This window comes from Halomonas sp. CKK8 (assembly GCF_029625235.1).
Classification (GTDB): Bacteria; Pseudomonadota; Gammaproteobacteria; order Pseudomonadales; family Halomonadaceae; genus Halomonas; species Halomonas ventosae.
The window spans coordinates 2,212,294-2,231,394 of sequence record NZ_CP121193.1 but is presented as its reverse complement, the minus strand read 5'-3'; the positions used below and the strand labels follow the sequence as shown (position 1 = coordinate 2,231,394).

The window sequence follows — 19,101 nt, the reverse complement described above, 5'->3', positions numbered from 1 at the left end:
TGACCTTCCCCGCCGGGGCCGCTATGATGTGGCCCCGGTTTTCTTTCCCCGGTTTCCCCAGACACAGTTCAGGACTTTTCGATGAGCATCAAAGCCGACAAGTGGATACGCCGCATGGCCGAGCGGGAAGGCATGATCGAGCCCTTCGAGCCCGACCAGGTACGCTACGAGAACGAGCGGCGGGTGATCTCCTACGGGACGTCCAGTTACGGCTACGATGTGCGCTGTGCCGACGAGTTCAAGGTGTTCACCAACATCCACTCCGCGGTGGTGGACCCCAAGGGTTTCGACGAGAAGAGCTTCGTCGACATCAAGGGCGATGTCTGCGTGATTCCTCCCAACTCCTTCGCCCTCGCGCGCACCGTGGAGTACTTCCGCATTCCGCGCAGCGTGCTGACCATCTGCCTGGGCAAGTCGACCTATGCCCGCTGCGGCATCATCGTCAACGTCACCCCGCTGGAACCCGAGTGGGAGGGGCACGTGACCCTGGAATTCTCCAATACCACCAACCTGCCGGCGCGCATCTACGCCAACGAGGGCGTGGCACAGATGCTGTTCCTGGAGTCCGACGAGGTCTGCGAGACCTCCTACAAGGACCGTGGCGGCAAGTACATGGGGCAGCGCGGCGTGACCCTGCCCAGGACCTGACCCGGCTACGCCGGGAGCTGGAAGAGCGCCCGCTTCGCGGACTTAAGCTTGAAGCTGGAAGAAAAAACCGCCCCTGACGCTTGCCATGGGGCGGCTTGCTTTAGGTTGCCTTCCAGCTTCCAGCTTCCAGCTTCCAGCTTCCAGCTTACTCCTCGACGTCCTCGTCCAGCTCCTCGGCGGCATCGGCATGGGAGAGCCGCATGCCGGTAGGCGGTAGGGCGACGCCGTCCATGGTGGCGCTGTCGCCCTTGAGCTGCAGGCGTCCCTCCAGGAACCAGCGCACGGCGATCGGATAGATCAGATGTTCCCGGGCCTGCACTTTCGCCTGGAGGCTCTCTTCCGTGTCATCCTCCGCGACGGCCACCTCGGCCTGCAAGGCGATCGGCCCGCCATCCAGCTCCTCGGTGACGAAGTGCACGCTGCATCCGTGTGCGGCCACGCCATCGGCGAGCGCGCGGGCATGGGTGTGCAGGCCCTGGTAGTCGGGGAGGAGCGAGGGGTGGATGTTGAGCATCCGCCCGAGGAAGCGGTTGACGAAGCGCGGGGTAAGAATGCGCATGAAGCCGGCCAGCACGATCAGGTCGGGCTCGTGGCGTTCGATGACCTTGATCAGGGCGCCATCGTAGGCGTCGCGGCTGTCGTACTCGCGATGCGGCAGGGCGACGGCATCGATGCCGGCATCCCTGGCACGCTTGAGTCCGTAGGCATCCGGCTGATTGGAGATCACCGCGACGATCTCGCCGCCCAGCTCGCCGTGGCTCTGGGCGTCGATCAGCGCCTGGAGGTTGCTGCCGCTGCCCGAGATCAGCACCACTACCCGACGCGCCTCGCTGGGCTCGGGGGTGAAGGTATTCAGGGTATCGCTCTGGTAGTCGGTACCGCTCATGCCTTCAGGTTCTCCAACTGGACCTGCTCCTCGGCGTCGCCCCGGGTGGTGACCTCACCGATGCGGTGGACCGTCTCGCCCTGGGCCTGCAGGTGGGCACGGGCCTGGTCGGCCTTCTCCGCCGGGACCACGATCACCATGCCGATGCCGCAGTTGAGCACCCGGTGCATCTCGTGCTCCTCGACGTTGCCCTGCTGCTGGAGCCAGTCGAAGACGGCAGGACGCGTCCAGCTGGACGCATCGATGCGTGCCGCCAGGGTCTCGGGCAGCACGCGGGGAATATTCTCGGTGAGGCCGCCACCGGTGATGTGCGACATGGCATGCACCGGGATGTCGGTCTCCTTGAGCAGGGAGAGCAGCGGCTTGACATAGATGCGCGTGGGCGCGAGCAGGGCCTCGCCCAGCGGCCGGCCGTCGATGGCGGTGTCCAGCGAGGCGTCGCTGACCTCGAGGATCTTGCGGATCAGCGAGTAGCCGTTGGAGTGGGGGCCGGAGGAGGCCAGGCCGAGCAGCACGTCACCCTCGCCGACCTTCTTGCCGTCGAGGATCTCGGACTTCTCGACCACGCCGACGCAGAAGCCGGCGAGGTCATAGTCGCTGCCCTCGTACATGCCGGGCATCTCGGCGGTCTCGCCGCCTACCAGGGCGCATCCGGCCTGCTCGCAGCCCTCGCCGATACCGGTCACCACGTCGGCGGCGATATCCACGTCCAGCTTGCCCGTGGCATAGTAGTCGAGGAAAAACAGGGGTTCCGCGCCTGCCACGACCAGGTCGTTGACGCACATGGCCACCAGATCGATACCGATGGTGTCATGGCGACCGAGGTCCATGGCCAGGCGCAGCTTGGTGCCGACGCCGTCGGTGCCGGAGACCAGCACCGGTTCCCGGTAGCCGGCCGGCAGCTCGCAAAGGGCGCCGAAACCGCCCAGGCCGCCCATCACCTCGGGGCGGCTGGTGCGTTTGGCGACGCCCTTGATGCGGTCGACCAGGGCATTGCCGGCGTCGATGTCGACACCGGCGTCCTTGTAGCTGAGCGATGCCCCGGTCGGGCGATGGGTGGGATCGGTCATGTCGCTTCCTGTATGAGAATGGCGGTCGCGATGCCTGTCGCAGGGCGACGCGCAACGGTCAGGTTCGGGGAACGAATTGTAGCATCACGGCGCGCGGCTGGCAGCCCGCCGGCCGCGCCGACACAGGGAGGAAGCGATGCGCAGGCAGTGGTGGGTGGTGGCCGCAGTGGCGGCAGTGGGATTGTGGTTCCTGGTCAGTATCGAACCGGTGCTGATGCCCTTCTTCGTCAGCATGATCCTGGCCTACTTGGGCGACCCCCTGGCCGACCGCCTCGAGGCGCACGGTCTCTCGCGGCGCCTGGCCGTCTCGCTGGTCTTCCTGCTGCTTTCGCTTGCCATCGTGCTCACCCTGCTGCTGGTGGTGCCGATACTGGGCCGACAGCTCGGCCAGCTGATCGAGTCGCTGCCGGCGGTGCTCAACTGGATCCAGCAGACCGTGGTGCCGCGCATCCAGTCGCTCACCGGCATGGACCTTTCCACCGACATCGACCAGATGCGCCAGGCGGTCGTCGACAACTGGAAGGAGACTGGCACCTTCGCCGCCAGCCTGCTGGCTCAGGCCTCGCGTTCCGGCCTGGCGCTTGTCGCCTGGATCGGCAACCTGGCGTTGATCCCCGTCGTCACCTTCTACCTGCTGCTGGACTGGGACATCCTGGTCGCCAAGCTGCGCGGTTCGCTGCCGCGCAGCTGGGAGCCCGCCGCGGTGCGACTCGCCGGAGAGTGTGACGAGGTGCTGTCCTCCTTCCTGCGTGGCCAGCTGATCGTCATGCTCTGCCTGGGGGTGATTTACGCGGTGGGGCTGACCCTGCTCGGCGTGCGCTTCGGCCTGCTGATCGGCCTGCTCGCAGGCCTGGCCAGCATCGTGCCTTACCTCGGGGTGATCGTGGGCATTTCCGTGGCTGGCGTGGTGGCGTTCTTCCAGTTCGGCGACTGGTTGATCCTGCTCGGCGTCGCGGCGGTGTTCGGTTTCGGCCAGCTGGTCGAGAGCGTGATCCTCCAGCCCAAGCTGCTTGGCGACAAGATCGGCCTGCATCCGGTGGCGGTGATCTTCGCCGTGCTGGCCGGTGGGCAGCTGTTCGGCTTCACCGGCGTGCTGCTGGCGCTGCCGGTGGCTGCCGTGGTGATGGTGGTATTGCGTTATCTCCACGAGCACTATAAAAACAGCACTCTATATGACGCCGGACGTCAACATACCCAGGACGAGGAGTCGCCATGAGTCGAGCACCCGCGCAGTTGCCGCTGGGCGTGGGGCTGCGCGACGACGCCACCTTCGCCAACTTCCACCCCGGGCCCAATGCGACCCTGGTCGACCGGCTCGTGCACCAGCTCGACGACGGTGGCGAGCCCTTCCTCTATATCTGGGGGGCTTCCGGCACCGGGCGCAGCCACCTGCTGCAGGCCGCCTGCCATGCGGCCTCCGACCGGGATCGCCGGGCGCTCTACCTGCCCCTGGCGGAGCTTGGCCATTTCCCGCCGCTGATGCTCGAGGAGATCGAGCGCCTCGACCTGGTGGCGATCGATGACCTCGAGCGCGTGGTGGGGCGCAAGCGCTGGGAGGAGGCGCTGTTCCACGCCTTCAATCGCCTGCGGGATGCCGGCAAGCGCCTGGTGATCGCCGCCGAGGCGCCGCCACGCCAGTTGCCGGTCAAGCTCCCCGACCTGGCCTCGCGACTCACCTGGGGCATGACCTTCCACCTGCAGGGGCTCGATGACGCCGGGCGACTGGCGGCGCTGCAGCTGCGGGCGCGGGGGCGTGGCATGCAGTTGCCGGACGAGGTGGCCCGCTACATCCTGCATCGCGGGCCGCGCCGCCTGGATGCGCTCTTCGAGACCCTGGAGGCCCTGGACCGCGCCTCACTCTCCGCCCAGCGCAAGCTGACCATTCCCTTCGTCAAGCAGGCGCTGGACTGGTGACAGGTGCTGGGAGGGCGACATTCGCTCTTCGATATGCCGCCAAGGGCTCTCCAGTCGCCGCGAGGAGTGGCGCATGCCCTAGCCCGCCCCTTCGCAGAGCTGCTCGGCAGTGAAGCGGTAGGAGTAGAGGACGTCCTTCTGCAGGAAGCCGTAGCGCGTCAGCGTCTGCTGCCACTCCCCGTTGCGCTTCTCTTCCTTCAATTCCTCGTTCACCGCGTCCCGCAGGTCCTCGGCATCCAGGGGAAAGGCGAAGCTCCCAAAGTAGCGCACCTCGCGACCGTCGATCACCGGGTCGGTGAAGTTGAACTCGGCCTCCACCTGCGGGCTCATCTGCTCCAGGGACGCGACCGTCATGCCGGTGGCAGCGAAGGCATCGGCCCTTCCGCGGATGATGGCGTCGACGGCCTCCGGGAGGCGTTCCACGGTGACGATCCGGTCCGGGTCGACCCCCAGGGCCTCGAACATCTCCTGGGTGACCGTGCCCTCCTGGACCGCGACGCGAATGGTGTCCGGGCGTCTGACGAAGTCCTCGTAGGCTCGTATGCGGTTGGGGTTGGAGGCCAGCACCAATAGTCCCTCGCCATAGGAGGTGTTGGGGTCCGAGAAGAGCACACGGGTGCAGCGTTGGGGCAGGATGGCCATCTCCGCTGCGGCCATGTCGAAGCGACCGACTTCGAGCCCCGGGATGAGGTTCTTGAATTCCGTCTCCACCCATTCGATCTCCTCGATGCCGAGGTCCTCCAGAATGCGCTGAGCGACCTCCGGGCCGACCCCCAGCGCCTTACCCTCCTCGTTCAGGTAGCCATAGGGCTTCTCGTTGGCCACGGCGATGCGGATCACGCCGCGCTGCTGGATCTCCTCGAGGGTATCGGCCTGCAGTCCGGGAATGACGAGCAGGGTGGCAAGAGTGCCGGCCATCAGGGACGATCTACCCAGGGAACGTGTGTTTGGTTTCATTGTTGTCAGCTCCGCATTGCGTCGTTCCGACAGGCGGCGCTTCAGGGATCACCCGGGTATCGGCCATGGCGTCGAAGCCGCCGGGTCAGAGCGATGTGTGTTGGGCCATGATCCCTGGCTTCGGTGCCTCGACACTTCCTGGCGTCAGCTCCACCATTTCTTGATGGCGGCTCATTCAGCGTAGAAGTGACGTTGAAAGGGCGCGGAGAGCCGACGGCCTCTGTCGCAGATCTCGGACAACGTTTGTCGGCGATGTCTTACAGGTGGCGGACAGGACTCATGACGCCAATATCAGGAATCTCATCTGCTTAGCTCGACACTGCGCGACTGGCCGTTGCCCAGGCTGACCTGGCGGATGACCACCCGAGTCTCGCCGGTGGAGGGGTCCTGTCCGCTGCCCGAGACATAGAACTCGCCGGCAGGCAGGCCATCGAGGCGGAAGTAGCCATTGCTGTCGGTACGGGTGGTATGGGTGAACGCGCGGGCCCTGGGGTCGGCGGGCTCCACGGCGCGGCCCGCCAGGGCCTGTTCCGCGGCCTCGGCGGAGTAGGTGGTCACCGGGGCGGCCGAAACGGGGCGATTGGCCATCGGGCGGCCACCCAGCAGCAGGCGTCCGCTGATCACCGCACTACCGCTCTTCTCCAAGGCGGCATACTCCTCGGCGGGGAAGGCGACCTGGCGGGCAACCCGGCCGGTCGTATCAGGGCGCTCGGCGCGTTCGGGCTCGCTCGGTGCCTCCATGCCGCGCTCGATTACCTCGACGCGCTCGCGCTCGCCGGCGGGATAGCGCGGCTCGATGACCTGGCAGCCGGCCAGCGCTAGCCCGAGCAGGGCGGGAAGGATCCAAGGTTTCATTGCAGTCTCCCGGAGAGTGGACGATGCCCCGTGCCCGGTGAGCATAACGCAAAAGGGCCGCCGATCATCGATCGGCGGCCCTCTTGTACGATCAAGCAGGTGCCGGCAGGGCCGGCGCCGTCAGGCTTACTTGGCTGCCTTGGTGGCAGTCTCGGTGGCCTGCTTGACGTTGTCTTCGGTCAGCTTCTGACTCTGCTGGACGAAGTCCTGCTGCAGGGAGACGACCTTCTCGGCGTCGCCCTTCAGGCGCTCGGTAAGGTCCTTGGCGACCTTCTGCTGGCCTTCCATGTAGGTGCGCAGGCCCTCGGCATCCTTGACGTTCATCAGGCTGCGCAGCTGGGCCAGGCCGGTGTCGGTGTAGGCCTTGCCGGCGTCCAGCTGGGCGTTGACCAGCTTCTCGGTGTAGTCCACGGACAGGGCGGCGTAGGCGCGTGCCGGGCCGAAGAACATGGATTCGAACTGTTCGGTGAACTGCTTGGTGTCGAAGTTTTGCATCGTGAGTCCCTCCCGGGGATTTCGGATCAATTCGAAGGCCGTGGCGGTCTGCCGATGCCTTCTGCGTCTCTGTTGCGATGCACAATAGCAGAGCGGTTTGTGCAGTGCAACATTCTTTCTTTCGATGGACGTCGTCTCTTGCAAGGGCGCCTATGGGACACCATGTTGAGGGAAGCATCATCCATCCCGAACAGGAGGAGCCGGACATGAGCGACCATCGCATCGAGCGCGACAGCATGGGCGAGCTGGAGGTGCCGAGGGAGGCCCTCTACGGCGCCCAGACCCAGCGCGCCATCAACAACTTCCCGGTCTCCGGCCAGCCGATGCCCACGGCCTTCATCCACGCCATCGCACGGATCAAGCTGGCGGCGGCCCGAGTCAACCGCGAGCTGGGCCTTCTCGACGAGACGCGCTCCCGCGAGATCGTCGCCGCCGCCGAGGCGATCCTCGCGGGGCACCTCGACGACCAGTTCCCGGTGGATGTCTTCCAGACCGGCTCCGGCACCTCCAGCAACATGAACGTCAACGAGGTGATCGCCCGGCGCGCCAGCCGCGACGGGGTGGAGGTCGGTGCCAACGACCACGTCAACATGGGGCAGTCGAGCAACGACGTGATTCCCACGGCGATCCACCTGTCTGCCGCGCTGGCGGTGACCAGCCAGCTGCGTCCGGCGCTCGAGCACCTGCGCCAGACCATCGACACGCGCGCCGCGGAGCTCGATGACGTGGTCAAGACCGGGCGTACCCACCTGATGGACGCCATGCCGCTGCGCATGAGTCAGGAGTTGGGGGGCTGGTCCAGCCAGGTGGGGCAGGCCATCGAGCGCCTGGACAGCGCCCTGGTGCGGCTCTGTCGCCTCGCCCAGGGCGGCACGGCGGTGGGGACCGGCATCAATGCCCATCCCGAGTTCGCCGAACGCATGGCGCGTGACCTGAGCGAGCAGACGGGGCTGTCGTTCTCGCCCAACGACAGCTTCTTCGCGAGCCTCGCCTCCCAGGATGCGGCGGTGGAGCTCTCCGGTCAGCTCAGGGGCCTCGCTTGCGTGGTGATGAAGATCGCCAACGACCTGCGCTGGATGAACTCCGGGCCCCTGGCGGGGCTGGGCGAGATCGAGCTCGAGGCCCTGCAGCCCGGCAGCTCGATCATGCCCGGCAAGGTCAATCCGGTGATTCCCGAGTCCGCCGCCCAGGCCGCCGCCCAGGTGATCGGGCTCGATACGGCGGTGACGGTGGCCGGCCAGAGCGGCAACTTCCAGCTCAACGTCATGCTGCCGCTGGTCGCCAACAACCTGCTGACCTCGATCACCCTGATGACGAACACCAGCCGCCTGCTGGCCGATCGGGCCATCGCCACCTTCAAGGTGCGCCACGACCACCTCGAGGGGCCGCTCGCACGCAACCCCATCCTGGTCACGGCGCTGAACGCGGTGATCGGTTATGACGCCGCGGCGGCCATCGCCAAGCACGCCTATCAGGCGGGGCGGCCGATCATCGAGGTGGCCGAGGAGCAGACCGACCTGTCCCGGGCGGAGCTCGAGCGGCTCCTCGATCCCGCTGCCCTGACGCGAGGCGGGATCCCTGAATGACCCCGCTTTGCCGGTAGCTGGAAGAACGCCCGCTTCGCCGGCTTAAGCTTGAAGCTGGAAGAAAAACCTTGACCCCGTAGGTGCTGGACCTATGCTGCCTTCCAGCTTCCAGCTTCCAGCTTCCAGCTTCCAGCTTCCAGCTTCCAGCTTCCAGCTTCCAGCTTCCAGCTTCCAGCTTCCAGCTTCCAGCTTCCAGCTTCCAGCTTCCAGCTTCCAGCTTCCAGCTTCCAGCTTCCAGCTTCCAGCTTCCAGCTTCCAGCTTCCAGCTTCCAGCTCAGTCCTGCTGGTCGCGCTCCTTGCCTTCCTCGATCATCTCACGGGCGTCGCGGTGCTCCTCGCCGTCGGCCTCGGGCGTCTCGTGCTCGTCGGCCCGGGAGGGGCGGTAGCAGAGGGTGACCAGCATCGGGAAGTGGTCCGAGCCGATGTGCGGTAGTCTCTGCATGGCCTTCAGGGTGAAGTGCTCGCTTACGAAGACATGGTCCAGCGGCCAGCGCAGCAGCCGGTAGCTGGCGTGGAAGGTGCTGTACATGCCGCGCCCGCGTCGCGGGTCGAGCATACCGCTCACCCGACAGAAGAGCCGGGTGGTGCGAGACCAGGCCACGTCGTTGAGATCCCCGGCCACCAGGGTAGGCACCGGGTCCTCGTGGATCGCCTTGCCCACCAGCAGCAGTTCGGCATCGCGCCATAGCGACTCCTCGCTCTCGTTGGGGGCCGGTGGGCGGGGATGCACGGCATGCAGGCGCACGACGTCGCCACTGGGCAGGGTGACGCCGGCATGGATCGAAGGGATGTCGTCCTGGATCAACCACTGGACCTCGGGGTCGACCAGCGGCCGCCGAGAATAGAGGTGCATGCCGTAGAGGTTGTCCAGCGGCACCCGCACCGCATGGGGCCACTCCTCATCCAGTGCCTCGTCGAGCTGCGCCTGCCACCAGGCGTCGGATTCCAGTGTCAGGACCAGGTCGGGCCGGTGCTCGTGGATCAGCCGCGTCAGCGTCTCGGCATTGCGGTTGGGGGTGAGCACGTTGGCGATCAGCAGCGTCAGGCAGCGGTTCTCCTGTCCCGGCTTGGCACGTCTGACCTGTACCGGCCAGAACGGGGTCCAGGGCAGGATGCGGGCCACCTGCAGGGCGAGGGTGGCAAGGCTCGCCCCCAGTGCGATCCAGGACCAGGGTGGGCTGGCCAGCAGGGCAAGCAGGGCGGTCACCGCCGCCAGGGTGGCGAGCTGCAGGCGCGGAAACTCGCAGGCACGAATCCACCACCAGGTCAGCGGCGATCGCGCCACCAGGGTGGCCGCCAGCAGTACGACGGCAATCACCGCAAGCAGGATGGAAAACACGACATGACCTCCCTGTGGTCTCGGTGACGTCCCACTCTCAGCCTACGCCGGACGTCACCGGTCGTGAATGTAGGGGTGTGAAGGTCGGGGCGTGAATGTCGGGTCGTGAATCTCTAGAGCGCCTTGCGGCGCAGCAGGCCGGTGATTGCCTCGCCGATCAGCACCAGCACGATGATGGCGATCAGGATGGTGGCCACCGTCTGCCACGCGAAGGTGTCGATGGAGCCCTGCAGGATCACGCCGATGCCGCCGGCCCCGACCAGCCCCAGTACCGTGGACTCGCGGATGTTGATGTCCCAGCGCAGGATGACGATGGCGAAGAAGGCCGGCATCACCTGGGGCACCACGGCATAGGCGATCACCTTCGCCTTGGAGGCACCGGTCGCCTCCATGGCCTCCACCGGGCGACGGTCGATCTCCTCGATGGCCTCGCCCATCAGCTTGCCGATGAAGCCCGCCGAGCGGAACATGATGGCCAGTATCCCGGCCAGCACGCCGGGCCCGAAGATCGCCACGAACAGCAGCGCCCAGATGATGGTGTTCACCGAGCGGCTCGAGACCAGGATGAAGCGTCCCAGCCACAGGCAGGCGCGGTTGGGCGTGGTGTTCTGGGCGGCGATGTAGGAGACCGGCAGGGCGATGAAGACGGTCAGCATGGTGGCCAGCGTGGCGATATGCACGGTCTCGATCATGGCATTGACGATCTCGCCGAGGCGGCTCGGGTCCGGCGGCCACATGCGTGCCCCCAGGCTCGAGATCTGGTTGGGGGCATCCCATACCCAGGGCCAGAAGATGTCGATGTCGCGCACCGCCCAGACGACCAGCATCAGCGTCACCAGCATCACGCCGTAACGGATGAGCTGTTCCCGGGGGTTGTGGCGTCGCCAGATGCGATCGGCCAGCAGGTCGGCGTCCTCTACCATATCTTCTTCCTTACCCAGCCGCTCACGCCTTCGCTGAGCAGGATCACCGCGATGATCACCAGCAGGATGGCGAAGGCGAAGTCATAGTCGTAGCGTCCGAAGGCGTTCATCAGGGTGCTGCCGATCCCTCCCGCGCCGACGATCCCCACCACCGCGGAGGCGCGCAGGTTGCTGTCGAGCTGATACATGGAGAGCCCCACCTGGCGCGGCAGGATTTGCGGGAAGACCGCATAGTAGAGCGTGGCCAGATAGCCGGCGCCCGTGGCGCGCATGGCCTCCACCTGGCCCCAGTCGATCTCCTCGATCTCCTCGGCGAGCAGTTTGCCGACGAAGCCGATGGAGTAGAGGGTCAGGGTCAGGATGCCGGCCAGGGGACCGAAGCCCACCGCGGCGACGAACAGGATGGCGACGATCACCGGATGGAAGCTGCGTGAGACGATGATCACCGCGCGCCCCAGCAGGTAGACAGGCAGTGGAGCGATGTTGCGCGCCGCCATCACCGCGAAGGGGATCGACAGCAGGACCCCGAGCAGGGTGGCGAGGATGGCGATCTGCAGGCTCTCCGTGAAGCCGGTCAGCAGCAGGTCGAAGCGCGAGAAGTTCGGCGGGAAGCCACCGCCGAAGATCCGCGCGGCCCGGGGCAGCCCTTCGCTGATGCGCTCCCAGTTGAAGGGCAGGGTGGCGAAGGCCCACACCAGGTAGACGGCCACCACGCCGAGCAGGCCATAGCGCAGGAAGGGGCTGGCGATGAACGGCGGCTTGCGCCAGGTCCGCGGTGTCGTTGCCCCGCCGGTGTCAGGTCGGGTCATGGCGAACCTCCCGTTCATGCTTTCCGGGGCCGGCCTGAGGGGTGATGGTCTCATCCTCCGGCGACTCGATGCCGCCGTAGATGGCGTCCAGGGCCTCCTTGTCGAAGTCGGCGGGGGTGCCATCGAAGATCATGGTGCCGTGGCGCAGCCCGACGATGCGGTCGGTGTAGGTCCTGGCCTGGGCCACGTTGTGGATGTTGATCAGTACCGGCAGTGACAGCTCGCTGGCCAGGCTCTGCAGCAGCACCATTATCTGCTCGGAGGTGCGCGGGTCCAGCGACGCCGTGGGTTCGTCGGCCAGCAGGACTTCCGGTTCCTGCATCAACGCGCGCACCACGCCGACCCGCTGGCGCTCGCCACCGGAGAGCTCGTCGGCGCGCTTGTTGGCATAGTGGGCGATGCCCACCCGCTCCATCAGCACGAAGGCGCGCTCGATATCCGTCGCCGGATAGCGGCGGGTAATGGCCTGGAAGAGGCTGACGTAGCCGAGCCGGCCGGCCAGCACGTTCTCCATCACGGTGAGGCGGTCGATCAGGTTGAAGCCCTGGAAGACCATGCCGATCTTGCGTCGCGCGCGGCGCAGGTCACGGTGCCGGAGGTTGACGAGTTCGGTGCCGTTGAGCTTGATCGACCCCGAGGTGGGTTCCACAAGGCGATTAATGCAACGCAGCATGGTGCTCTTGCCGGCGCCCGAGGCACCGACGATGGCCACCACGCTGTTGTCCTCCACGGCGAGGTCGAGCCCCTTGAGCACGGGCTCGTCCTGGCCGTAGCGCTTGATCAGGTTGGATATCTCTAGCATCGGCGGGTCCAGGCGGGCATAGGGTCAACGAGACAGCGACGCCGGCCTTCGCGGGAAGGCCGGCGTCGTGCTGCCAGGCGGGGATTACTCGAGGTTCTCGGGGGTGTACTCGACCCCGTTGGCCTCCTGGATGGTGCGGATGACCTTCCAGTTGTCCTTGTAGTTGATGGGGATGAACTTCTCGACCCCCTCGAACTCCTCGCCCAGTTCGGTGCCGGCGAACTCGAAGCTGAAGAAGGCCTCCTCGATCTTCTCGACCAGGTCCGGATGCAGGTTGTGGGCGTAGTTGTAGGAGGTGGTCGGGAAGCTGTCGGACTCGTAGATGATCTTGACGTCTTCCGGGTCGTAGAGGCCGCGTGCCGCCATGCGCTCGACGACCTCGGAGGCCACCGGGGCGGCATCGTAGTCCTGGGCCACCACGCCCAGCATCGACTGGTCGTGGCTACCCGAGTAGACCACTTCGTAGTCCTCGCCGGGGACGATGCCCATCTCGGGGAAGAGGGCGCGCGGTGCCTGGTTACCGGAATTGGATGTCGGCGAAGTGTGGGCGACGCGCTTGCCCTTTAGATCCTCCATCTCGTCTATGCCGGAGTCGACGTGGGTATAGAGCTGCAGGGTGTAACCGAAGCGTCCGTCATCCGAGCCCATCAGGGCGAAGGGCACGGCACCGGCCAGGTTGACGGCAAAGGGCGTCGGGCCGGTGGAGAAGCCGGCAATGTGAAGGCGGCCGCTGCGCATTGCCTCGACCTGGGCCGAGTTGGATTGCACGGCGAAGAAGCGCACGTCGCGGCCGGTCACGTCCTCGAGGTGGTCGATGAACGGCTGCCAGATGTCGGAATAGATCGCCGGATCCTCGACCGGTGTGTAGGCGAAGATCAGGGTGTCGGGGTTAACCCACTCGGATTCGTCTGCCGGGCGGTCGGCGACCATGTCGCCGTTCTCGTCGCAGTAGATGTCAGCCAGGGCGCCACGCTCGCAATCGTCCTGGGCCTGGACCTGGGTGGCGGCCAGCAGAGCAAGCGGTAACAGCGAGGAGAGGGCCAGCGTGGCGAGCGGGTGCTTCCGGGACCGGAAGGTATGGTGGATCATGGCGTGCCTCGTGAGATTATTGTTTTGCAGGGCGTTCGGATCTCGACATGTCGATGATCGATTCCGAATAACTCTTTCCAATCTAGAGTTCGTGACAAAACCATGTCAAACACTTTCCCCGCCGCGCCAGGCCAGTGGCATAACCGCTACCTGCTGATGCGCCACGGTCACAGCCTGGCCAACCAGCAGGGGCGAATCATCAGCTCGCCGGAACATGGCTTGACGGGCTACGGGCTCTCGTCCCGTGGGCGGGAACAGCTCGATGGGCTGCTGGCCGATTGGTGCTGGGCGACACCAAGCCGGATCCTGCATTCGGACTTCCGTCGTACCACCGAGACGGCCGAGCGCATCGCGCGTCACTTCAGCCTGCGGCTCGAGGCCGAAACGAGATTACGGGAACGCCATTTCGGCGCGTTCGAGGGTGAGGGAGATGACCGCTATGCCGAGGTCTGGGCGCGGGATGCCCTTGACCCGGCGCATCGCCATGCCGGCGTCGAGGCCGTGGCCGAGGTGGCCGCGCGGATGCGTGAGGTCATCGATCAGCTGGAGCAGCGCCATGTGGGGGAGACCCTGCTGCTGGTCAGTCACGGGGATCCGTTGCAGATCCTGCTGACTGCCCTGGAAGGCCGCGAGCTGAGCCGGCACCGCGAGCGGCCGCCACTCGCGCCAGCCAGCATCACCGTCCTGTGACCCATTTCGTGTGACAGTGACGCCTGACCTCAAGCGGTGCGTCGCGGATGAGCGGGTGCTGCTGCGGCGCTCGCCTTGGGGGACCGTTCCTTTGGGGGAGGGGAGGAGCACCCGCGGCGTCCGAGGCGGTTGTCCAGGTAATCGGCGAGCCGGCGCGTCTCGACGGCATTGAGACGCAGGGCCAGCTTGGAACGTCGCCACAGGATGTCCTCGAGGGAGCGCGCCCACTCCCGGTCGACCAGGTAGTCCACCTCGGCGGCCGTGAGCCCGGCGCCGAACGCCTGGCCCAGGGCGGCCTGGGAGTCCCTGCCGTCGAGGAATACCCGGCACAGCGAGCCATAGGTGCGGGCAAAGCGCCGGGCCTGGGCGGCATCCAGGAAGGGGTAGTCCGCCAGCAGTTGCGTCTCGAAGGTGGCCTGGTCGCCGATGTCGCCGCCCGGCAGCGGCGTCTCGGCAGTCCAGGGGGCGGCCATCGTCGGCAGGTAAGGCGCAAGCGCCGCCAGGGCTGCTTCGGCGAGCTTGCGGTAGGTGGTGATCTTGCCGCCGAAGACTGACAGTAAGGGGGCGCCTTGGATATCCAGGTCGAGGGTATAGTCGCGCGTCATGGCCGAGGGGTCGGCCGATTCGTCGTCACACAGCGGTCGCACACCGGAGAAGGTGCGGATCACGGCGTCCCGTGAGAGCTGGGTACGGAAGTGGGCATTGACCACCGACAGCAGGTAGTCGATCTCCTCCTCGCTTGTCGTGACCCGTGACGGGTCACCCTCGTAGCGCCGGTCGGTAGTGCCGATCAGGCTGAAGTCTTCCTCGTAGGGCAGCACGAAGACGATGCGCCGGTCGGTGTTCTGCAGGATATAGGCGCGGTCGTCGCGGTTCAGCCGAGGCACGATCAGATGGCTGCCCTGGATCAGGCGCACCCCGTACCGCGATGGCCTCCTGGCCTGGCGGCTTACTACCTGCTCCACCCAGGGACCGGCGGCGTTGACCAGAGCCCGGCAGCGGCGGGTCAGGCGTCGGCCGGAATCGACCTCCTCGAGTGCCACCTCCCACTGCCCGTCGACCTCGCGGGCCCCGATGCAGCGTGTGCGCACCCGGATGTCGGCGCCGTTGTCACGGGCCTGGATGGCATTGAGCACCACCAGCCGGGCGTCATCCACCCAGCAGTCTGAGTACTCGAAGCCACGGGTGATCCCGGGGGCAAGGCCCTGGTGCGCCGTGAGCCTGATCCCGCGTGACCCCGGGAGCTTCTCGCGCTTGCCCAAGTGGTCGTAGAGGAACAGGCCGGCGCGCAGCATCCACGCCGGACGCAGGTGGGGACGGTGGGGGAGGATGAAGCGCAGTGGCCAGATGATGTGGGGGGCCTTGGCGAGCAGCACCTCGCGCTCGCGCAGTGCCTCGCGCACCAGGCGAAATTCATGATGTTCCAGGTAGCGCAGGCCGCCGTGGATCAGCTTGCTGCTGGCCGAGGAGGTGGCGCCGGCGAGGTCTCCCTGCTCACACAGCTCGACCGACAGGCCACGCCCGGCGGCATCGTTGGCAATGCCGGTGCCATTGATGCCGCCGCCGATCACGAAGAGGTCGAGCACCTCGTCCGACTTGTCGCTCATGGATTCTCCCGCCCGGGATTACCCGGACCTCGATGATGTTTGATTTCGAAAATAGACGAAAACAAAACGAACATCAAGGCGCGTGAGGAGTCACCTGGCGTGCTGGCCAGGGTGGTCGGGGGGAGTAAAGAGCGGGCGCGCTTGGCGTCAGGCGATATGCAGGGTCACGTCGTGCTGCTTCAGCAGGCGCAGGATGGCCTCGGGCGGTTCGCGGTCGGTGAACAGCGCATCGAGCTGTGCCAGGTTGCCCTGGCGGACCACGGGGTTGCGCTGGAACTTGGAGTGGTCGGTGGCCAGGAAGACCTTACGGGAATTACGGATGATGGCCTGGGCAACCCGCACTTCCTGGTAGTCGAACTCCAGCAGGGAGCCATCCTCGTCGATGCCGCTGATGCCGATGATGCCGTAGTCGACCTTGAACTGGTTGATGAAGTCGATGGTTGCCTCGCCGATGATGCCGCCGTCCCGGGAACGGACCTGGCCACCGGCGATGATCACATTGAAGTCCTCCTTGTGCTGAAGGATCGCTGCCACGTTGAGGTTGTTGGTGATCACCTCCAGCCCCTGGTGGTCAAGCAGTGCCTCGGCGATCACCTCGTTGCTGGTCCCGATGTTGATGAACAGCGACGAGTGGTCGGGGATGTGTCGGGCGAGGAGGGCGGCGATGCGCTGCTTCGCCTCGAGGTTGAGGGTCTTGCGGGTCGAGTAGGCGGTGTTGACGGTGCTCGACTCCAGGCCGGCGCCGCCATGGACCCGGCGAATGCGCCCTTCCGCGGAGAGGGTGTTGAGGTCGCGACGGATGGTCTGGGGGGTGACCGTGAAGTGCTCGGTGAGCTGCTCGATGCTGGCATAGCCCTGGCGGCGCACCAGTTCGATGATGGCGTCCTGGCGTTGCTGCTGGTTCATGGGATCTCCTTGGCTCCCCGGATTCTACGACATCGTTTCGGTCGCTGCAGGTATCGCTCCGCACCTGGATCTTCATCCAAAGTCTTAGTGTCTCTGGCGTTCGGGCATTTGAGCAGTGCGATGGGCTGGAGTAGTCTGGATGATCATAAACGAACATTAGCGTTTAAAAGCGAAATCCGCACGCCACTACAACCACAACAGGATGCTTGCCATGGCTTCATATCTCCTGGCCATCGACCAGGGCACCACCAGTTCCCGCGCCATCCTCTTCGATCGCCAGGGGCGCAGCGTCGCCTCGGCACAGCGCGAGTTCCCGCAGCACTTTCCCCATGATGGCTGGATAGAGCATGACCCGGAGGACATCTGGGAGACCGTGCTCACCACCTGCCGCGAAGTGCTCGAGGAGACGGGCGTGCCGCCCGAGGAGATTGCCGGGGTCGGTATCACCAACCAGCGTGAGACCACCCTGCTGTGGGATCGGGCCACCGGGGAGCCCCTGCACAACGCCATCGTCTGGCAGGACCGCCGCACCGACGAGGCCTGCCGTCAACTGCGCGAGGCGGGCCACCTGGAGGATGTCCAGGCGCGCACGGGGCTTCTGATCGACCCCTATTTCTCGGCCACCAAGCTTGGCTGGCTGCTCGATGAGGTGCCCGGCGCCCGGGAGCGGGCCGAGCGGGGGGAGCTTGCCTTCGGTACCGTGGACACCTTCCTGATCTGGCGGCTGACCGGCGGCCGGGTCCACGCCACCGATGCTACCAACGCCTCGCGCACCGCCCTGTTCAATATCCATGAGCAGCGCTGGGACGAGGCGCTGCTGGCCCTGTTCAATATCCCGGCAAGCCTGCTGCCCGAGGTCAAGGACTCCAGCGATGACTTCGGCCGGGTCGATGCCCGCTGGCTGGGGGGCGAACTGCCCATCGCCGGGGTGGCCGGTGATCAGCAGGCCGCGCTGGTGGGGCAGGCCTGCTTCACGCCCGGCATGGGCAAGAGCACCTATGGCACCGGCTGCTTCATGATCGTCAACACCGGGGAAACCGCCGAGGCTTCCCGTAACCGTCTGCTGACCACGGTGGCCTATCGGCTCAACGGCAAGCCGACCTACGCCATGGAGGGCAGCATCTTCGTGGCCGGGGCCACGGTGCAGTGGCTGCGCGACGGCCTGCAGCTGTTTGCCGATGCCGCCGAAACCGAAGCCCTGGCGTGCCAGACGCGCAGCGGCCACAGCGTCTATCTGGTGCCGGCCTTTACCGGCCTCGGGGCGCCGCACTGGGACCCCAAGGCGCGCGGCGCCATCTTCGGGCTGACCCGCGACACCGGCATCGCCGAGATCGTCGCCGCCGGCCTCCAGGCGGTCTGCTACCAGACCCGCGACCTGCAGGTCTGCATGGATGATGACATGTCGGCATCGCCGGGTATCCTGAGGGTCGATGGTGGCATGGTGGCCAACAACTGGGTGATGCAGTTCCTCGCCGACATGCTGGGTGTCCAGGTGGACCGCCCCACGGTACTGGAGACAACGGCCCTGGGCGCTGCCTACCTCGCCGGTCTCAGGCTCGGCTGGTATCGAGACCTCGATGAGATCGCCGAGCTGTGGCGCTGCGAGCGGCGCTTCACGCCCCAGATGGACGAGGCGGAACGCGAGCGTCTCTATGGTGGCTGGAAGGAAGCCGTGGAGCGGGTGCGTACCCAGTAGCGGGAAGCGGGGCAAGGTGCTGATTCGCGGGTATTGAGTGGTGATCTCGGGCTTGCATTTCCGGGGCGGATGGGTAGAATACGCATCCGTTGCCACGGCGAAGTCATGCCGCAGCGGTGAAGCAGGACCATAGCTCAGTTGGTTAGAGCGCCACGTTGACATCGTGGAGGTCGGCGGTTCAAATCCGCCTGGTCCTACCAGAACTCGCCCGGTGACGACAGCTTCAGGACCATAGCTCAGTTGGTTAGAGCGCCACGTTGACATCGTGGAGGTCGGCGGTTCAAATCCGCCTGGTCCTACCAGATACCGAAACGCCCCGCAGCCCTCGGCTGCGGGGCGTTTCTTTATTTGGACAGGGCGGTTTTCCCGATGAACACCGCCACTAGCCGCTCGATGCCCGCCTGGTCGGCGTCGCTGAAGCGCGCCTGCCTTGGGCTGTCCAGGTCCAGTACGCCCCACAGTCGGTCATTCGCCACGATGGGTACCACCAGCTCGGCCCGGGAGTCCGCATCGCAGGCGATATGGTCGGCCACGGCATGCACGTCCGCCACGCGCTGGGTCTCGCGCGTGCGGGCGGCGGCCCCACAGACACCCTTCGAGAAGGGGATGGGGTGGCAGGCCGGCTTGCCCTGGAAGGGGCCCAGCGAAAGCATTTCCGGCTGACGCTGCAGGTAGAAGCCGACCCAGTTAAGGTCGGGGAGTTCCTGCATCAGGAAAGCGCAGGTCTGGGCACTGTTGGTCAGCCAGTCGCGGGTATCGAGCAGGGCCTCGAGTTGGCGGGCCAGCAGGGGGTAGTCGGGTGTCATGGCGGCTCCTTTAACGAAAGGGG

Annotated in this window: 19 protein-coding genes and 2 tRNA genes; 8 read left to right on the top strand and 13 right to left on the bottom strand. The window is 66.1% G+C overall.

Annotation, left to right across the window (positions count from 1 at the left end; all coding sequences use genetic code 11):
- Positions 1–81: 81 nt before the first annotated feature.
- Positions 82–648, top strand: coding sequence for a dCTP deaminase (gene dcd, locus P8934_RS10710; RefSeq protein ID WP_133637335.1), 567 nt, complete (start codon positions 82–84; stop codon positions 646–648).
- 145 nt (positions 649–793) lie between these two features.
- Here dcd and purN read toward each other — a convergent pair whose 3' ends face one another.
- Positions 794–1,534, bottom strand: a complete 741-nt coding sequence (purN, locus tag P8934_RS10705) for a phosphoribosylglycinamide formyltransferase (RefSeq protein ID WP_278031015.1) — start codon at positions 1,532–1,534, stop codon at positions 794–796.
- Positions 1,531–2,604 (bottom strand): phosphoribosylformylglycinamidine cyclo-ligase, encoded by a 1,074-nt coding sequence (purM, locus tag P8934_RS10700; protein WP_278031014.1) that lies wholly within the window; start codon positions 2,602–2,604, stop codon positions 1,531–1,533. Before purM ends, purN begins: the two co-directional genes overlap by 4 nt.
- A 136-nt stretch (positions 2,605–2,740) precedes the next feature.
- Between purM and P8934_RS10695 the strand changes: the two genes are divergently transcribed.
- Both P8934_RS10695 and hda read left to right on the top strand, forming a co-directional pair.
- Positions 2,741–3,820 carry an AI-2E family transporter gene (locus tag P8934_RS10695; RefSeq protein ID WP_278031013.1) on the top strand — a complete coding sequence of 360 codons (1,080 nt, stop codon included), beginning with the start codon at positions 2,741–2,743 and terminating at the stop codon, positions 3,818–3,820.
- The gene (gene hda / locus P8934_RS10690) at positions 3,817–4,518 is read left to right on the top strand and encodes a DnaA regulatory inactivator Hda (RefSeq protein ID WP_278031012.1); all 702 of its coding nucleotides are present in this window, start codon (positions 3,817–3,819) and stop codon (positions 4,516–4,518) included. Before P8934_RS10695 ends, hda begins: the two co-directional genes overlap by 4 nt.
- 78 nt (positions 4,519–4,596) lie before the next feature.
- On the opposite strand, the gene ehuB is transcribed toward hda, so the two are convergent.
- From ehuB to P8934_RS10675, 3 genes are all read right to left on the bottom strand, one after another.
- Positions 4,597–5,436, bottom strand: a complete 840-nt coding sequence (gene ehuB, locus P8934_RS10685) for an ectoine/hydroxyectoine ABC transporter substrate-binding protein EhuB (RefSeq protein WP_278031011.1) — start codon at positions 5,434–5,436, stop codon at positions 4,597–4,599.
- Positions 5,437–5,775: 339 nt separating this feature from the next.
- Positions 5,776–6,330 carry a hypothetical protein gene (locus P8934_RS10680; protein WP_278031010.1) on the bottom strand — a complete coding sequence of 185 codons (555 nt, stop codon included), beginning with the start codon at positions 6,328–6,330 and terminating at the stop codon, positions 5,776–5,778.
- A gap of 126 nt (positions 6,331–6,456) precedes the next feature.
- Positions 6,457–6,825, bottom strand: a complete 369-nt coding sequence (locus P8934_RS10675) for a phasin family protein (RefSeq protein ID WP_133637341.1) — start codon at positions 6,823–6,825, stop codon at positions 6,457–6,459.
- A 206-nt stretch (positions 6,826–7,031) separates the two neighbouring features.
- Between P8934_RS10675 and P8934_RS10670 the strand changes: the two genes are divergently transcribed.
- Positions 7,032–8,411 carry a class II fumarate hydratase gene (locus tag P8934_RS10670; protein ID WP_278031009.1) on the top strand — a complete coding sequence of 460 codons (1,380 nt, stop codon included), beginning with the start codon at positions 7,032–7,034 and terminating at the stop codon, positions 8,409–8,411.
- Positions 8,412–8,685: 274 nt separating this feature from the next.
- On the opposite strand, the gene P8934_RS10665 is transcribed toward P8934_RS10670, so the two are convergent.
- From P8934_RS10665 to phnD, 5 genes are all read right to left on the bottom strand, one after another.
- Entirely contained in the window at positions 8,686–9,750 is a 1,065-nt protein-coding gene (locus P8934_RS10665; RefSeq protein ID WP_278031008.1) for an endonuclease/exonuclease/phosphatase family protein, read from the bottom strand.
- A 113-nt stretch (positions 9,751–9,863) separates the two neighbouring features.
- Positions 9,864–10,673 (bottom strand): phosphonate ABC transporter, permease protein PhnE, encoded by an 810-nt coding sequence (gene phnE / locus P8934_RS10660; protein ID WP_278031007.1) that lies wholly within the window; start codon positions 10,671–10,673, stop codon positions 9,864–9,866.
- The gene (gene phnE / locus P8934_RS10655) at positions 10,667–11,482 is read right to left on the bottom strand and encodes a phosphonate ABC transporter, permease protein PhnE (RefSeq protein ID WP_278031006.1); all 816 of its coding nucleotides are present in this window, start codon (positions 11,480–11,482) and stop codon (positions 10,667–10,669) included. The genes phnE (P8934_RS10660) and phnE (P8934_RS10655) overlap by 7 nt, the downstream gene beginning before the upstream one ends.
- Positions 11,469–12,284, bottom strand: a complete 816-nt coding sequence (gene phnC, locus P8934_RS10650) for a phosphonate ABC transporter ATP-binding protein (RefSeq protein ID WP_278031005.1) — start codon at positions 12,282–12,284, stop codon at positions 11,469–11,471. The genes phnE (P8934_RS10655) and phnC overlap by 14 nt, the downstream gene beginning before the upstream one ends.
- A gap of 84 nt (positions 12,285–12,368) precedes the next feature.
- Entirely contained in the window at positions 12,369–13,373 is a 1,005-nt protein-coding gene (gene phnD, locus P8934_RS10645; RefSeq protein WP_278031004.1) for a phosphate/phosphite/phosphonate ABC transporter substrate-binding protein, read from the bottom strand.
- A gap of 102 nt (positions 13,374–13,475) precedes the next feature.
- Between phnD and P8934_RS10640 the strand changes: the two genes are divergently transcribed.
- Positions 13,476–14,063, top strand: a complete 588-nt coding sequence (locus P8934_RS10640; protein WP_278031003.1) for a histidine phosphatase family protein — start codon at positions 13,476–13,478, stop codon at positions 14,061–14,063.
- A gap of 29 nt (positions 14,064–14,092) precedes the next feature.
- Here P8934_RS10640 and glpD read toward each other — a convergent pair whose 3' ends face one another.
- Together glpD and P8934_RS10630 are read right to left on the bottom strand one after the other, a co-directional pair.
- On the bottom strand, positions 14,093–15,670 hold the full coding sequence (gene glpD / locus P8934_RS10635; RefSeq protein ID WP_278031002.1) for a glycerol-3-phosphate dehydrogenase: 1,578 nt from the start codon (positions 15,668–15,670) through the stop codon (positions 14,093–14,095).
- Between the two features lie 147 nt (positions 15,671–15,817).
- A complete protein-coding gene (locus P8934_RS10630) occupies positions 15,818–16,576 on the bottom strand; it encodes a DeoR/GlpR family transcriptional regulator (RefSeq protein WP_232910902.1) in 759 nt (252 codons plus the stop codon).
- Between the two features lie 211 nt (positions 16,577–16,787).
- Here P8934_RS10630 and glpK point away from each other — a divergent pair, with 211 nt between their 5' ends.
- The 3 genes from glpK (at position 16,788) to P8934_RS10615 (ending at position 18,574) form a co-directional block, all read left to right on the top strand.
- Positions 16,788–18,272 (top strand): glycerol kinase GlpK, encoded by a 1,485-nt coding sequence (glpK, locus tag P8934_RS10625; RefSeq protein WP_278031001.1) that lies wholly within the window; start codon positions 16,788–16,790, stop codon positions 18,270–18,272.
- A gap of 123 nt (positions 18,273–18,395) precedes the next feature.
- Positions 18,396–18,472: transfer RNA gene (locus tag P8934_RS10620), tRNA-Val, on the top strand.
- Positions 18,473–18,497: 25 nt separating this feature from the next.
- Positions 18,498–18,574, top strand: a tRNA-Val gene (locus P8934_RS10615).
- Between the two features lie 42 nt (positions 18,575–18,616).
- On the opposite strand, the gene P8934_RS10610 is transcribed toward P8934_RS10615, so the two are convergent.
- Positions 18,617–19,078, bottom strand: coding sequence for a GAF domain-containing protein (locus tag P8934_RS10610; RefSeq protein WP_278031000.1), 462 nt, complete (start codon positions 19,076–19,078; stop codon positions 18,617–18,619).
- Between the last annotated feature and the right edge of the window lie 23 nt (positions 19,079–19,101).

Coding starts and splice junctions, on each gene's coding strand:
- dcd (WP_133637335.1), top strand. CDS start 82: ATGAGCATCAAAGCCGACAAGTGGATACGCCGCATGGCCGAGCGGGAA.
- purN (WP_278031015.1), bottom strand. CDS start 1,534: ATGAGCGGTACCGACTACCAGAGCGATACCCTGAATACCTTCACCCCC.
- purM (WP_278031014.1), bottom strand. CDS start 2,604: ATGACCGATCCCACCCATCGCCCGACCGGGGCATCGCTCAGCTACAAG.
- P8934_RS10695 (WP_278031013.1), top strand. CDS start 2,741: ATGCGCAGGCAGTGGTGGGTGGTGGCCGCAGTGGCGGCAGTGGGATTG.
- hda (WP_278031012.1), top strand. CDS start 3,817: ATGAGTCGAGCACCCGCGCAGTTGCCGCTGGGCGTGGGGCTGCGCGAC.
- ehuB (WP_278031011.1), bottom strand. CDS start 5,436: ATGGCCGGCACTCTTGCCACCCTGCTCGTCATTCCCGGACTGCAGGCC.
- P8934_RS10680 (WP_278031010.1), bottom strand. CDS start 6,330: ATGAAACCTTGGATCCTTCCCGCCCTGCTCGGGCTAGCGCTGGCCGGC.
- P8934_RS10675 (WP_133637341.1), bottom strand. CDS start 6,825: ATGCAAAACTTCGACACCAAGCAGTTCACCGAACAGTTCGAATCCATG.
- P8934_RS10670 (WP_278031009.1), top strand. CDS start 7,032: ATGAGCGACCATCGCATCGAGCGCGACAGCATGGGCGAGCTGGAGGTG.
- phnE (WP_278031007.1), bottom strand. CDS start 10,673: ATGGTAGAGGACGCCGACCTGCTGGCCGATCGCATCTGGCGACGCCAC.
- phnE (WP_278031006.1), bottom strand. CDS start 11,482: ATGACCCGACCTGACACCGGCGGGGCAACGACACCGCGGACCTGGCGC.
- phnC (WP_278031005.1), bottom strand. CDS start 12,284: ATGCTAGAGATATCCAACCTGATCAAGCGCTACGGCCAGGACGAGCCC.
- phnD (WP_278031004.1), bottom strand. CDS start 13,373: ATGATCCACCATACCTTCCGGTCCCGGAAGCACCCGCTCGCCACGCTG.
- P8934_RS10640 (WP_278031003.1), top strand. CDS start 13,476: ATGTCAAACACTTTCCCCGCCGCGCCAGGCCAGTGGCATAACCGCTAC.
- glpD (WP_278031002.1), bottom strand. CDS start 15,670: ATGAGCGACAAGTCGGACGAGGTGCTCGACCTCTTCGTGATCGGCGGC.
- P8934_RS10630 (WP_232910902.1), bottom strand. CDS start 16,576: ATGAACCAGCAGCAACGCCAGGACGCCATCATCGAACTGGTGCGCCGC.
- glpK (WP_278031001.1), top strand. CDS start 16,788: ATGGCTTCATATCTCCTGGCCATCGACCAGGGCACCACCAGTTCCCGC.
- P8934_RS10610 (WP_278031000.1), bottom strand. CDS start 19,078: ATGACACCCGACTACCCCCTGCTGGCCCGCCAACTCGAGGCCCTGCTC.